This window comes from Aromatoleum sp. (genome assembly GCF_036675785.1).
Taxonomy (GTDB): domain Bacteria; phylum Pseudomonadota; class Gammaproteobacteria; order Burkholderiales; family Rhodocyclaceae; genus Aromatoleum.
The window spans coordinates 20,878-34,995 of sequence record NZ_JAKFEF010000080.1 but is presented as its reverse complement, the minus strand read 5'-3'; the positions used below and the strand labels follow the sequence as shown (position 1 = coordinate 34,995).

Genomic DNA, 14,118 nt, shown 5'->3' with positions numbered 1-14,118 from the left:
GTCTGTCGTGCATGGGCATCAATTCAGGCGCTTGCCGGCGATCAGGCTCGACACGATGTAATCCATCGCCGAGGTCGCGCCGATCGTCGCCGGCGTCTTCTGCCGGTTGCTCCAGATCGTCTCGGGTCGCGCCTGCAGGATGAAAATGTTCCCGCCGGCCGGCAGGTTCTTGTCGATCGCCCACTCGATGTCCATGGGGCGGCCGTAGTGCTTTTCGATCTTCTTCGCCATCCACGCGAGCTCGGTGATCTCGTCGTCGAGGATCGACTGGATGTTCTGGCGCTCGGCGGGCACCGGCAGCGCGACCGACTTCTGCGTCTTGAGATCGACCGTGTGGCAGACCTCCTTCGTCGAGATCGTCCGCTCGACGATGTCGAGCGTGACCTTGTCGACGACGAAGTGGTCCGGCGTGACCTCGCCCGAGACGACCGATTCGCCGAAGCCGAAATTCGAGTCGATGACGATGACCGAACGGTCGCCGGTCGCCGGATGCACGGTGAACATCACGCCCGCGGTGAAGGAGTTCGCCATCTTCTGCACGCCGACGCTGATCGCGACCTGCTCGTGCGGGAAGCCCATCTTCATGCGGTACGCGATCGCGCGGCCGGTGTAGAGGCTGGAGATGCAGCGGCGCACGTGGTGCATCACGTCGTCGATGCCGCGGATCCACAGGTAGGTGTCCTGCTGTCCGGCGAAACTCGCGCCCGGCAGATCCTCGGCGGTCGCCGACGAGCGCACCGCGACCGGCACGGCCGGCAGGTAGCAGCGCACCGACAGCTTGCGGTACGCCTCGGCGATCAGGTCCTCCAACTCGATCGACATCGGCCGCGACTCGATCATCGTGCGGATCTCGGCCGAGGCCGCTTCGAGCGCGCCCAGGTCCTCGTGGTCGAGGCCGTCGAGAATGCCGCGGATGTCCGCGAGGATCCCCGCGTCGCGCATGAACTCCGCGTACCCGTGCGTCGTCAGCGCGAACCCGGGCGGCACGCGCACGCCGGCGTTGATCAGCTCGCCGAGCGACGAACACTTGCCGCCGACGAGCGCCACCGAGTCCTTGCCGCATTCCTCGAAGAAACACACTTTCGGGCCCGCGCCGGCGAGTGCCGCCGGCTGCGCCGCCGTTTCGGCGATCGGGAGAACGCTTCCCATGATGGCCACCTCCTCAGTCCGAGACGATCGTGATGACGCCCGACGTGCCATCGACGCGCAGCGTCATGCCGCTGCGGATCACGCGCGTCGCCACGCCGGTGCCGACGACTGCCGGCATGCCGTACTCGCGGCACACGATCGCCGCGTGGCTCATGACGCCGCCGACGTCGGTGACGCAGGCCTTGATCTTCGCGAACGCCGGCGCCCACGACGGCGAAGTCGTCGGTGCGACGAGTATTTCGCCTTCCTCGAGATCGCGGATGTCGTCGGCGCTGCGGCACACACGCGCGCGCCCTTCGACGGCGCCCGGGCTCGCGGCGAAGCCTTTCAGCTCGGTGATGCTCGAGGGGTCGGCGACGTCCTGCACCGACGCCCAGTCCGACAGCGACTTGTTCGTCACGCCCCACAGCACGATCGTGAAGGGCTCGCGGATGACCTCTGGCGCGGTGCCGATCCCGGCCGGCGGCGCCCATTCGCGGAACTTCTGCATCACGCCCTTGCGCCATTCGATCTCCGCCGGCCACGTCGTCGTGCCGCGCGGCGTGACGCCGGTCGCCCATGCGGTGACGATGTCCCACAGCGCCTGCTTGATCTCGTCGCGGCGCAGCAGCCAGACGTCCTCGATCTCCTTGATGACGCCGTGCTCCTGCATGACCGCGGCGACTTCGCGCAACTTGTTCCAGAACACCGAGTGGAACCAGTGCTCGACGTAGAAGAGATGGTTCTCGACGTACGGGAACACCGTCTTCGCGCAGCCGAGGAGTTCGTCGAACTGCTTCCGATCGGCGTCGTTGTCGATGAGGTCGCGGTATTCGGCGGTGATGCGGTCGCGTTCGGCGCGCACCGCTTCCATCGGCCGGTCGATCGCGACGCCATCGCGGATCTTGCGGATGTAGGTCTGGATGCCGTCGAGCGGGATGTTGAGGTTGTCGTTCCAGCTGCGGTCGGTGTGGAACCAGCCGGTGCCCGAGGAGATGTTGAACCACGGGTAGCGCGCCTTCTCGAACGCCGCGAGCCACTCGGCCCCGTGGCGGTGAGCTTCGAGCGCCGTCTTGACGTCGGCCCACTCGCGGTGCGCGGCGACGAGGTCGTCGACTTCGAGCTTCACCGCCTTCTTCGCGAGTTCCTTCAGCTCGTCGTCCGACTTGTACATGATCACGTCGATGCCGGAGATCATCTGCGTGACGCGCTGCAGCGGGATGCTCGGGAACAGCTTCTGCGCGAAGTCCATGAAGAACACGTAGGCCGCGTAGCCGAGGTTCAGGAACTCGAAGTGATACTGCCAGCACTTGATGCCGAGGTTGATCAGGTCGTCGTAGTTCTTGATCAGGTGGTAGCCCTGCGACTCGCCGATACCGTCGGTGACGACCGACAAGTCCTCGACGTCGGGCAGGCGCGGGATCTCGAGCGCTTCGAGCTCGGCGATCGTCGCCTCCATCTTCTGCTTCCACTTCGCTTCGAGCTCGTCCCAGTTCTGGTAGTAGAAGCCCGCGCGCTCCATGAAATTCGGCACCCGGCGGCCGATCTCGTCGGGGTCGGTGACCGGCACCGGCGAGATATAGACGTAGCCGTTGATGATGCGGTGATCGACGCCGCGCACCGGCGGCACCTGGAAGATGCGGTTGTTGAACTGCGACAGCGCGAGGTACCAGGCTTCGTCCCAGATCGTGTCGAACGGATACAGCGGCTCCGGGTAATGTAGCCCGTCGTAGAACCAGAACGCGTCCTTCTCGTACTGCCTGCGCTCGGGGTCGTCGGTGACGAACTGGTACTGGTACGGATACATCCGCTCCCAGCCTTCGGTCCCCGGGATGGTCTTGGCCTTGACGTCGTGCGGAACAGGAAACTTCATCTGATGCCCCCTCGTTTTGGTACCGGCCTTTTTCGTCGCGCCGGATTCGTGTGCCGACAGCCTGCGAGGGCAGCAATCGCAAGGGGCATGCCACGCGCCGCTGCCGCGGCGCAGCATCGGGTTGCGTGAAACCGGCTCGCGCGACTTCGAAGCTGGCGCCGGGAAAAGAGCCTGACGGTTGCTGCGCCTGCGGAAAAAATCGCGGCAGGAGGGCGATCGGCGGTGGTGGGCGAGCGAGTGGCGCGGGCGCGCGCTTCATCATTTGATGAGCTTTGACGAAGGCCGCGCGCCCCGTCTCACGATTTGATCAAAACCTTGCGGTCATCCGGGAAAACAGGTAGCCGCCATAATCGTTTGATATCGATCAAAGTGGACGCGGCGCGCCGCGCGTAGAAGGAACGATTCAGGAGGAGGGCGAGGCGATGACCAAGCTCCGAGACAAGCTCCGTGCAGACGGCGACGACCTTCGCGCGAGAGTGCATTTCTGTGCCGATACAGGGCAGATCTGGCTGCACGAGCACCGGATGCTGCTCGTGCACGCCGAGGCCCAGGCGTCGCTGCGCAAGGAGCTGATCGACACGCTCGGCATGGCCCGCGCGCGCGGCCTGCTTTTGCGCATGGGATACGCGTCCGGGGTGCGCGATGCCGAACTCGTGCGCACGCGGATGCAGGACCTCAGCGACATCGAAGCCTTCATGACCGGGCCGCAGCTGCACGCGCTCGAAGGCATCGTCCGCGTCGTGCCGGTGCGGCTCGAACTCGATCGTGCGGCCGGCGACTTTTACGGTGAATTCCTCTGGGAGAACTCCTGGGAAGGGCATTCGCACCGGCGCCAATTCGGCATCCACGAGGAGCCGGTGTGCTGGACGCAGATCGGTTACGCGTGCGGCTACACGTCCGCGTTCATGGGGCGCTCGATCCTGTACAAGGAAGTCGAATGCGCCGGCATGGGCCACGACCACTGCCGCATTGTCGGCAGGCCGATCGAAGCGTGGCCGGATGCCGACGAGCACATGCGGTTTTTCGCGCCGGAGTCGATCGCCGACCAGTTGATCGACCTGCAGACCCAGGTCGTGCAACTGCGCTCGACGATCGGTGAAAAGGACAAGCTGCCGGCGGACATGATCGGCAGTTCGCCCGGTTTCCGCGCGGCGCTCGACCTGCTGAAGCAGGCCGCGGCGGGCCAGATCACCGTGCTGCTGCTCGGCGAGACCGGTGTCGGGAAGGAGCTTTTCGCGCGCGCGCTGCACGACATGAGCGCGCGGCGCGACAAGCCGCTCGTCGCAATCAACTGCGCGGCGATTCCGCACGAGCTGGTCGAGTCGGAGCTCTTCGGCGTCGAGAAGGGCGCCTACACTGGCGCGCTCGTGTCGCGACCCGGGCGCTTCGAGCGCGCCGACGGCGGCACGCTGTTCCTCGACGAGATCGGCGACCTGCCGCTGACCGCGCAGAGCAAGCTGCTGCGCGTGCTACAGGAAGGCGAAGTTGAGCGGCTCGGCGACGACAAGACGCGCAAGATCAACGTGCGCCTGGTCGCGGCGACGAACGCCGGCCTGCCGCAGCTCGTCAAGGAAGGCCGCTTCCGCGCGGACCTCTACTACCGCTTGAACGCGTTCCAGATCGACATCCCGCCGCTGCGAGAGCGTCGCGAAGACATCTCCCTGCTCGCGAAGCATTTCCTCGCGAAATACGCGGCGATCAACGGCAAGACCCTGCCCGGCTTCACCGACCGCGCGAAGCGCGCGCTGACGACCTATCCGTGGCCGGGCAACATCCGCGAGCTGCAGAACACGGTCGAGCGCGGCGTCATCCTCGCGCCGCACGGCGCGCGCGTCGAGGTCGAGCACCTCTTCCTCGCGCGCGGGGACGACGACGCGCACGAGTTCGGGCTCGACCGCGACGGCAAGCTCGACGACCGCGGCCCCGATGCCGGCAAGGCGTTCTGCGAGTCGGTCTGCGACGGGGCGATGACGCTCGACGAGATCGAGACAATGCTGCTCGAAACCGCGATGGACAAGGCGCGCGGCAACCTGTCATCGGCCGCCCGGATGCTCGGGCTGACGCGGCCGCAGCTCGCCTACCGGCTCAAGCGGCTGAGCGAAAGCGCGGCGCCCGCTGCGGCCGAAGCCGGGGACGGTGGCCGGTGAGCGGGGTACGGTGCCCGGCGCCCGCTCGGCGCGAAGGGCTCGGGGGAGCGCGCACGGTGAGCACGGTGCCCGCTGCCGCGCTCGACTACCTCGGCACGCACCGCGTGATGACGCTCGCGACGCACGGCAGCGACGGGCCGTGGGCCGCCGCGGTGTTCTACGTCAGCGACGGCGCGACGTTGTACTTCCTGTCGTCGCCGACGTCCCGCCATTGCCGCAACATTTCCGAGAACCCGCACGTCGCGGCGACGATCCACGAGGATTACGCCGACTGGCCGCAAATCCAGGGCATCCAGGCCGAAGGCGTCGTGCGCGAAATCTCGGGCGACGACGAAAAGCACGCTCGCGTGCTCTACGGCGACAAATACCCCGTGGTCGGCAAGATCGCGCAGGCGCCGGCGGCGATCGTCAAGGCGCTCGCGAAAGTGCGCTGGTACCGCTTCGAGCCGCAGCGGATGGTGTTCATCGACAACGCTAGCGGCTTCGGCCACCGCGACGAGATCGACTGCCGGAGCTGACGGAGTTCCGACCGGCGCTCCGCTCGCGTCCGGCCGCGGTGGGCGCAGCAACGCGCGTGAGATGCGCTATTGCGATGCGCCGGCGTCGGCGCGCGCTAATCCCGCCGCAATGACGCCGTCCGCGTCGGCGATCCGCTGTTCGACGCCGCGCAGCGCGACGGCGGCCAGCACGCCGAGCATCGCGATCGCGGGAATCAGCCAGCGGCCGCCGTCCCAGCCGCCGAGCGCGGTGACGGCCGCGGCGACCGCCGGCGGGCCGGCGAGCGAGCCGAGGTTCGCGCACTGGAATACGATGCCGTTCGCGACGAGGATCTGCTGCGGGTCGCGGGCGTGGATCGGCACGCCCGCCATCACCGTCGCGGGCAGCGCGCCGGCCGCGGCGCACGCGACGATCGCCGCGATCGAACGCAGCAGCGGGTCGGCGTCGGCCGAGAACACGAGCCAGCCGAGCGCGCCGAGCATCACCTGCACGCCCGCGATCACCGCCCAGCGCGGCAGACCGGCCGCGGCGAGAAAGCCCGCACCGAGGTTGCCCGCGATGTTGCCGACGACCGCGAGCGCGGTCAGCCAGGTCGCGCCGCGCGCCGTGTAGCCCATGTACTCGACCGCGAACGACGGCAGCCAGGTCGCGATCACGAACCAGATCGCGGCGAACGCACCGAACGAGATTCCCATCAGCCACGAGCCCGGCTGCCGCAGCGCGCGCCACGACGGCGGCGTCGATGGTCCGGCGGCCGAACGCGTCGCGGCGTGCAGACGGTGGCGGTACGAGAACGTCAGCGCCGCGCACACCGCGAGCAGCGCCGCGTTCCACCACCACAGGCCGCGCCAACCGACGGCTTCGAGGATCAGCGGCGCGAGACCCATCGTCAGCGCGATGCCGGCCGGCATGTAGCAGCTCCACACGGTCAGCAGCTGGCGGCGCCGTCGCGGCGTGTGCGCGAGCGTCGCGGCGATCAGCGACGGCGCGGACACGACGACGAGCACGAAGCCCATTCCTTCGAGGATGCGCGAGACGAGAAGCAGGCCGCCGGAAGTCGCTTCCGCGCCGCCGACCGAGCCGAGCGTGAGCAGGATCAGGCCGTTCAGCAGGCCGGAGTGCGCGCCGCGGCGCGCCATCGTGAGCGCGACCGCGATGCCGAGCGCCGCAGTCGCCGCGCTGATCGCGCTCGCGACCCACGCGATCTGCACCAGGCTCATCGACAGTTCCGCGCGGATCGCCTCGATCGCGGGCGGCACCTTGCCGACCTGTGCGGCGGCGATGCAGCCCGCGGTCAATGCCAGCAGGATCGCCGCGGTGTCCGCGTTCGGTACGTTGCGCTGCATCCCCGTCTCCTCGTGCTCGTACTCGGCGTCCGGACCGTCGTCGTGCGACGCGTTGTCTCTTTTTTCCGGACGGCAAGGGTTTCGTGCCGACCGACAGCATACGTGACATCGTGGCCGCGCCAATACGTCCACACGCCGACTTTCGCTTTTCTTGACCGTCGTCAATATAGTTTGATCTCAAACAGTTTGTAATCAAGCTCAGACACGGTTCTATCGGAAAAACGCCCGGCGGCGGGTGCCGGCAGGACGACCCCACGGAGGAGCGACATGACAGCATTCGAACAGACGTCCGAAGCGGTACTCGAGAACAGCGTGCAGCGCGAAAGCGCCGCGGATCCGGCCCTCGCGCGGGGAAGCGAAGCGGCCGCGCCGCGTCCGGTCGAGGAACTCGACAGCGTCGTGATCCGCTTCGTCGGCGACTCCGGCGACGGCATGCAGCTCACCGGCTCCGAGTTCTCGAAGGCGGTCGCGAAGGCCGGGCACGGCTTCGCGACGCATCCGGACTACCCGTCGGAGATCCGCGCGCCGACCGGCACGCTGTTCGGCGTCTCCGGCTACCAGATCCAGTACGGCGCGCGCGAGGTGTTCACGTCGGGCGACGCGCCGGACGCGCTCGTCGCGATGAACCCCGCCGCGCTGAAGACGAACCTCCCCGACGTCAAGCACGGCGGCATCGTCATCGCGAACACCGGCGCGTTCTCCGACGGCAACCTCGCGAAGGCCGGCTACGCCGCGAACCCGCTCGACGACGGCAGCCTCGACGGCTATCGCCTCTTCAAGATCGACATCTCGGCGCTGACCGCGGCCGCGCTGCGTGACAGCGGCCTGTCGAAGAAGGAGGTCGGCCGCTGCAAGAACTACTTCGCGCTCGGGCTGATGCTGTGCCTGTACGGCCGGCCGTTCGACAACGAGATCGACGAGATCCGCGACAAGTTCGCGAAGAAACCGGAGTTCGCCGAAGCGAACGTCACCGCGCTGCGTGCCGGCCACGCGTACGCCGACGCCGCCGAAATCTTCGCCGCGACCTACCAGGTGCGCGAAGCGGCGGCGCGTCCGGGCACTTACCGCAGCATCACCGGCAACCAGGCCGCGGCGCTCGGCTTCGTCGCCGCGTCCGAGACGGCCGGCGTGCCGCTCTTCCTCGGCTCCTACCCGATCACGCCGGCGACCGACATCCTGCACGAGCTGTCCGCGCTGAAGCATTTCGACGTCACGACCTTCCAGGCCGAGGACGAGATCGCGGGCATCTGCTCGACGATCGGCGCGGCCTACGGCGGCGCGCTCGGGCTGACGACGACGTCGGGGCCGGGCATGGCGCTGAAGACCGAGGCGATGGGGCTCGCGGTGATGCTCGAGCTGCCGATGGTCATCGTCAACGTGCAGCGCGGCGGCCCCTCGACCGGTCTGCCGACAAAGATCGAGCAGTCGGACCTGCTGCAGGCGGTCTACGGCCGCAACGGCGAATGCCCGATACCGGTGATCGCCGCGAAGTCGCCTTCGGATTGCTTCGACTGCGCGATCGAGGCCGTTCGCCTCGCGGTGAAGTACATGACCCCGGTGATCCTGCTGACCGACGGCGGCATCGCGAACGCGGCCGAGCCGTGGCGCATCCCCGACGTCGCGAGCCTGCCGAAGATCGACGTGACGTACCGCACCGACCCGCAAGGCTTCCAACCGTACGCGCGCGACGAAAACCTCGCCCGCGCGTGGGTGCGGCCGGGCACGCCCGGCATGGAGCATCGCGTCGGCGGACTCGAAAAGGATTTCCTGACCGGCAACATCTCGCACGATCCGAACAACCACCAGCGCATGGTCGACGTGCGCGCCGCGAAGGTCGCCGGCACCGCGAAGGACATTCCGCCGTCGAAGGTCGAAGGCCCGGCGCAGGGCGAACTCCTCGTTGTCGGCTGGGGCAGCACCTACGGCACGATCGCGCAGGCGCGCGAGCAGGCCGCGGCGCAGGGCCGCCCGGTCGCGCACCTCCATCTGCGCCACCTGAATCCGCTGCCGCCGGACCTCGGCGACATCCTCACGCGCTACAAGACGGTGCTGGTCCCCGAGCTCAACATGGGGCAGCTGACGAAGCTCTTGCGCGAGCAATTCCTGCGCGACGTCGTGCCGCTGAACAAAGTGCAGGGCAAGCCGTTCAAGGTCGCCGAAGTGCTCGACCGCATCCTCGAACTGAGCTGACGCGCATCCGTCGCCGTCCCGCTGCCAGACCGACAAGGAAAACACCATGAACGACATGACGCTTCCCGTCACGCTGACGAAAAAGGATTTCGAATCGAACCAAGACGTGCGCTGGTGCCCCGGCTGCGGCGACTACGCGGTGCTCGCGCAGATCCAGAAGCTCCTGCCGACGCTCGGCATCCCGAAGGAGAACTTCGCGTTCATCTCCGGCATCGGCTGCTCGAGCCGTTTCCCGTACTACATGGACACCTACGGGATGCACAGCATCCACGGCCGCGCGCCGGCGATCGCGAGCGGGCTGAAGGTGGCGCGCCCCGATCTGTCGGTCTGGATCGTCACCGGTGATGGCGACGCGCTCGCGATTGGCGGCAACCACTTCATCCACGCGATGCGGCGCAACGTCGACCTGAAGGTCATCCTGCTGAACAACCGCATCTACGGGCTGACGAAGGGCCAGTACTCGCCGACGTCGGAATTCGGCAAAAAGACGAAGAGCACACCGCTTGGCAGCATCGACCGGCCGTTCTCGCCGGTTTCGCTTGCGCTCGGCGCCGGCGCGACCTTCGTCGCGCGCACCGTCGATGGCGACCTGCAGCACCTCGCGTCGGTGCTCGCGCGCGCCGCCGCGCACAAGGGCACGGCCTTCGTCGAAGTGCTGCAGAACTGCATCGTCTTCAACGACGGCGCGCACGCGGCGATCACCGACAAGGCGACGCGCGACGACACGCGTCTGCTGCTCGAGCACGGCAAGCCGCTCGTGTTCGGAAAGAACCGCGACAAGGGCGTCCGGCTGCGCGGCATGGAGCCGGAAATCGTCGCGCTCGATGCGGACGGCGCCGACCGGCAGCAGCTCGTCGTCCACGACGAGAGCGCGACGCATGCGGGCCTCGCGTTCTTCCTGTCGCAGTTCGACACGCCGGACTTGCCGGTGCCGCTCGGCGTGTTCCGTTCGGTGAACGCGCCGACCTGCGACGAACTGAACGCGCAACTGCACGACGGTGCACGCGCGGCAAAAGGGCGCGGCGACCTCGCCGGCCTGCTCAACAGCGGCGACACCTGGACGATCGGCTGACGCGGACATGTTCCGGTATCCTGAAAGCGGCAGGACAATGTCGTCCTGCCGCGAGTAGCGGAGGTTGGAACATGAAGAAGATCGTCGGTGCGGCGCTGGCAGTCCTGTTCGCCGCAAACGTCTCGTACGCCCTCGCCCAGGCGACCCCCGCGACCCCCGCGGGGTCCGCTGCTGGGTGCGAGGCGCGGGCGGTCGACCGCAACGGCAAGCCGCTCGCCGGCGCGGCGCTCGCGTCGTTCATGAAGAAGTGCGAGGCGGAGGCCGAGCGCCGCGGCGCCTGCGACGCGAAGGCCGTCGGCAAGGATGGCAAGCCGCTCTCGGGCGCCGCGAAGACGTCGTTCATGAAGAAGTGCGAAGCGGGCCGATAACCGTCATGGTTCCGAAAAACCGGCTTCGGCCGGTTTTTTTTTTATCGCACCTTTCCGGGAAAGCCGGCGTCGATTCGTTGCGGCTCGCGGCTTCCGCTCCTCAATGGAAAAACGGGCGCCCCCGTTCCGGGGACGCCCGTCGAAAAGGCCGGGTAGAGGAGGGAACCCGGCCAGAAACGCTCAGTGGTGGTACGCGGTCTCCCCGTGGGCGGTGACGTCGAGCCCCTGGCGCTCCTCGTCCTCGGGCACGCGCAGCCCGACGAGGATGTCGGCGGCCTTGTAGGCGACGACCGCGACGACGGCGGACCAGAACATCGTGATCAGTACGCTGTAAGTCTGGATCCACACCTGGCCGGCGATCGAGAAGTCGTCGGCGCCGGTGCCGCCGAGCGCCGGCGCGGTGAAGACGCCGGTCAGGATCGCGCCGAGGATGCCGCCGACGCCATGCACGCCGAACACGTCGAGCGCGTCGTCGGCGCCGAGGATGCGCTTCAGCCCATTGACGCCCCACAGGCAGACGAAGCCGGCGAGCAGGCCGATGACGATCGCGCCCATCGGGCCGACCGAGCCGCAGGCCGGCGTGATCGCGACGAGGCCGGCGACCGCGCCGGACGCCGCGCCGAGCATCGACGGACGGCCCTTGAAGAGCGCTTCGCCGAGCGACCACGCGAGCACCGCGGCGGCGGTCGCGACCAGCGTGTTGATGAACGCGAGCGCGGCGCCCGAGGTCGCTTCGAGGTTCGAGCCCGCGTTGAAGCCGAACCAGCCGACCCACAGCATCGACGCGCCGACCATCGTCAGCGTCAGCGAATGCGGCGCCATCGATTCGCGGCCGAAACCGACGCGCTTGCCGACCATGTAGGCGCCGACGAGGCCAGCGACGCCCGCGTTGATATGGACCACCGTGCCGCCGGCGAAGTCGAGTGCGCCATCGCCGAGCAGCAAGCCGCCGGGGCCCCAGACCATGTGGCAGATCGGCAGGTAGGACAGCGTGAACCAGATCACCGAGAAGATCAGCACCGCCGAGAACTTCATCCGCTCGGCGAACGCGCCGACGATCAGCGCCGCGGTGATGCCGGCGAAGGTCGCCTGGAACGCGATGAACGCGAATTCGGGCAGCTTGACGTTGTCGGTGAACGTGTCGGCGAGGGTGTCGATCGTGACGCCGGCGAGGAACAGCTTGTCGAGCGAGCCGATGAACGGAGTCGCCTCGGTGAACGCGAGCGAATAGCCGTAGAACACCCACAGCACCGCGATCAGCGAGAACACGACCATCACCTGCATCAGCACCGACAGCATGTTCTTCGAGCGCACGAGGCCGCCATAGAACAGCGCGAGGCCGGGCAAGGCCATGAACAGCACGAGCAGCGTCGAGGTCATGATCCACGCGACGTCGCCCTTCTCGACGACGGGCGCGGCGGCTGCCGCTTTTGCGACGACGTCGAGCGCCGGCGCGGCGTCCTGGGCGAAGGCACCGCCCGCGAGGCCGGCGGTCAGCAGCGTCGGCAGGATTGCGAAGGTTTTTTTCATGATTTGCCCTCCGTTATAGCGCGTCGATACCGGTTTCGCCGGTGCGGATGCGGATCGCCTGTTCGAGGTCGTAGACGAAGATCTTGCCGTCGCCGATCTTCCCGGTCGCAGCCGACTTCTCGACCGCCTCGATGACCTGGTCGAGCAGTTCGGTCGGAATCGCCGCCTCGATCTTCACTTTCGGCAGGAAATCGACGACGTACTCGGCGCCGCGGTACAGCTCGGTGTGACCTTTCTGGCGCCCGAACCCCTTGACCTCGGTGACCGTGATGCCCTGCACCCCGATCGCGGACAGCGCTTCGCGGACTTCGTCGAGCTTGAAGGGCTTGATGATGGCGGAGACGAATTTCATGATTTTTCCTTTCGATCGAGGGGTCAGAAGGACCGGCTGACCGAGAACACGACCCGCTCCTCGGCGAGGTCGCCGCTCTCGTCGGTGTCGACGTAGTGCAGGCCGAGGTTGAATCCCGCGAGCTCCTTCGTGACGCCGAGTTTCCAGTCGTTGTACGAATCGACGGGGCCGACGATGCGCTGGCGCCCGACGTGCGCGTTGAGCGTCAGGCCGTCCGTGACCTCGTACGCGGCGGCGAGATCGAAGTACTGGCTGCCGTCCGATTCGTCGAGGCCGAAGAGGTCGGTGAAGGCGTACGAGTACTTGAAGGTCAGGAAGGCCCAGCTCAGCCCGACGTAGCCTTCGGTCGTGTGCGGCTCGTCGAGGCCGGTATCGTTCCGCCACGCGCGGTCAAAGTCTCCCGGGTAGTAGTACTGCAGCACGCCGACGTCGAGGCCGACGGGCCCGAGCGGCATCTTGAAGCCGCCGTAGATGTCGAGCTCGAGGCTGTTGCCCGACGACGACGTCGTCTCCGCATCGCTCAGCCACGACACGTTCGAGCCCCACACGCCGGCGTAGAAGCCGCCCGGATGCGCGTAGTCGAATCCGCCCTGCAGCGCCGGCCGCTCGTCGGTCTGGCTGATGCCGCGGAACGCATAATCGGACACGACCGCGACGTTCGCCGTGAAAGGACTGTCCTGCGCGAACGCGGCGCTCGCGCCGATCAGCGGCAGCGCGGCGACGAAGACGGCGGCGGTTTTGCTCTTGTTCATGGCCTTGCTCCTTGACGTGATTTTCGGCAGCCATGACTAGCATCGGCCGTGCCATACCCCGAGAAGACATCTCAATGCCTTGTTCAGAAGGGAAAATTGCGTTGCGAAAGAAATGTCATCGCGCCCGCGAGCGCGTTTTTCATCGTCGCGCGCGACGCCGATGCACCGATCGGGTGCGTATTGCCGGCGCGGCTGGTGCGAACCGGAATGGACGGTTCGGGCCAAAAAATCGCACGTGGTAAACTACGTGTCCTTCATCAACCCAGAGGCTCCGCCATGGCCGGTCCCCGCTTCCTTGACGAACTCGGTGCGAAGCTTTCGGAGCTCGCTTCCAGCAATCCCGCGCGGGACTTCGAGAAGAACGCGAAGGCGCTGCTCGGCAGCGCGTTCGGCAAGCTCGATCTCGTGACGCGGGAGGAATTCGACATCCAGCGCGAAGTGCTCGCCCACGCGCGGCAGAAGCTCGTCGAACTCGAAGAACGCGTCGCCGCGCTCGAGTCCGAACTCACACGCGCGCGCACCGACCGTGAAGAGGACTGAGCGTCCGGGTCTTCGGCCCGGAGGCTGTCGGTGCGCGCACCATTTCGGCGTCGACGATCGGCGCTGCACCTGAATGGGCGCCGGCACCCGTAGGTCGGACTGCGCGAAGCGATGTCCGACGTCCGCGGCTTGCCGTAACTTTCGCGTCGGCGTTCGCCTGCGGCTCACGCCGGCCGTGTGGGCAACTCGATCGCGCGGGTCGGACTGAGTAAGCGTCTTCCTTCTTCCTGTGGCGGCGGCCTGGAGCCGGCCGGGCATGACATCGGGCGGAACGGCGAGGGCGCCGCCGCGGGGCGGTGTCCCAGGGTTGCCGTTGCCCTCA

12 protein-coding genes are annotated in these 14,118 nt (G+C 67.4%); 6 read left to right on the top strand and 6 right to left on the bottom strand.

Annotated features, from left to right (window positions below):
* Nucleotides 1-18: 18 nt before the first annotated feature.
* Both V6M37_RS17440 and V6M37_RS17435 read right to left on the bottom strand, forming a co-directional pair.
* Nucleotides 19-1,149, bottom strand: a complete 1,131-nt coding sequence (locus V6M37_RS17440; protein ID WP_332675474.1) for a PEP/pyruvate-binding domain-containing protein — start codon at nucleotides 1,147-1,149, stop codon at nucleotides 19-21.
* Between the two features lie 13 nt (nucleotides 1,150-1,162).
* Nucleotides 1,163-3,001 carry a PEP-utilizing enzyme gene (locus V6M37_RS17435; RefSeq protein ID WP_332675473.1) on the bottom strand — a complete coding sequence of 613 codons (1,839 nt, stop codon included), beginning with the start codon at nucleotides 2,999-3,001 and terminating at the stop codon, nucleotides 1,163-1,165.
* Nucleotides 3,002-3,423: 422 nt separating this feature from the next.
* Here V6M37_RS17435 and V6M37_RS17430 point away from each other — a divergent pair, with 422 nt between their 5' ends.
* A complete protein-coding gene (locus V6M37_RS17430; RefSeq protein ID WP_332675471.1) occupies nucleotides 3,424-5,148 on the top strand; it encodes a sigma 54-interacting transcriptional regulator in 1,725 nt (574 codons plus the stop codon).
* A gap of 56 nt (nucleotides 5,149-5,204) precedes the next feature.
* A complete protein-coding gene (locus tag V6M37_RS17425; RefSeq protein WP_332675469.1) occupies nucleotides 5,205-5,666 on the top strand; it encodes a pyridoxamine 5'-phosphate oxidase family protein in 462 nt (153 codons plus the stop codon).
* Between the two features lie 66 nt (nucleotides 5,667-5,732).
* On the opposite strand, the gene V6M37_RS17420 is transcribed toward V6M37_RS17425, so the two are convergent.
* A complete protein-coding gene (locus V6M37_RS17420) occupies nucleotides 5,733-6,992 on the bottom strand; it encodes an MFS transporter (protein WP_332675467.1) in 1,260 nt (419 codons plus the stop codon).
* A gap of 267 nt (nucleotides 6,993-7,259) precedes the next feature.
* On the opposite strand from V6M37_RS17420, the gene V6M37_RS17415 reads away from it, so the two are divergent.
* The 3 genes from V6M37_RS17415 (at nucleotide 7,260) to V6M37_RS17405 (ending at nucleotide 10,622) form a co-directional block, all read left to right on the top strand.
* Nucleotides 7,260-9,182: a 2-oxoacid:acceptor oxidoreductase subunit alpha gene (locus V6M37_RS17415; RefSeq protein WP_332675465.1), complete on the top strand. Its 1,923-nt coding sequence runs from the start codon at nucleotides 7,260-7,262 to the stop codon at nucleotides 9,180-9,182.
* A 46-nt stretch (nucleotides 9,183-9,228) separates the two neighbouring features.
* Entirely contained in the window at nucleotides 9,229-10,254 is a 1,026-nt protein-coding gene (locus V6M37_RS17410; protein ID WP_332675463.1) for a 2-oxoacid:ferredoxin oxidoreductase subunit beta, read from the top strand.
* A gap of 71 nt (nucleotides 10,255-10,325) precedes the next feature.
* Nucleotides 10,326-10,622: a hypothetical protein gene (locus tag V6M37_RS17405; RefSeq protein ID WP_332675461.1), complete on the top strand. Its 297-nt coding sequence runs from the start codon at nucleotides 10,326-10,328 to the stop codon at nucleotides 10,620-10,622.
* Nucleotides 10,623-10,802: 180 nt separating this feature from the next.
* Here V6M37_RS17405 and V6M37_RS17400 read toward each other — a convergent pair whose 3' ends face one another.
* The 3 genes from V6M37_RS17400 to V6M37_RS17390 are packed head-to-tail and all read right to left on the bottom strand — an operon-like array spanning nucleotide 10,803 to nucleotide 13,256.
* Complete coding sequence (locus V6M37_RS17400; protein ID WP_332675459.1) at nucleotides 10,803-12,152, bottom strand: ammonium transporter; 1,350 nt, start codon at nucleotides 12,150-12,152, stop codon at nucleotides 10,803-10,805.
* 13 nt (nucleotides 12,153-12,165) lie between these two features.
* A complete protein-coding gene (locus V6M37_RS17395) occupies nucleotides 12,166-12,504 on the bottom strand; it encodes a P-II family nitrogen regulator (protein ID WP_332675457.1) in 339 nt (112 codons plus the stop codon).
* Between the two features lie 23 nt (nucleotides 12,505-12,527).
* Nucleotides 12,528-13,256: a TorF family putative porin gene (locus V6M37_RS17390; RefSeq protein ID WP_332675456.1), complete on the bottom strand. Its 729-nt coding sequence runs from the start codon at nucleotides 13,254-13,256 to the stop codon at nucleotides 12,528-12,530.
* Nucleotides 13,257-13,532: 276 nt separating this feature from the next.
* On the opposite strand from V6M37_RS17390, the gene V6M37_RS17385 reads away from it, so the two are divergent.
* On the top strand, nucleotides 13,533-13,796 hold the full coding sequence (locus tag V6M37_RS17385) for an accessory factor UbiK family protein (protein WP_332675454.1): 264 nt from the start codon (nucleotides 13,533-13,535) through the stop codon (nucleotides 13,794-13,796).
* Nucleotides 13,797-14,118 lie beyond the last annotated feature (322 nt).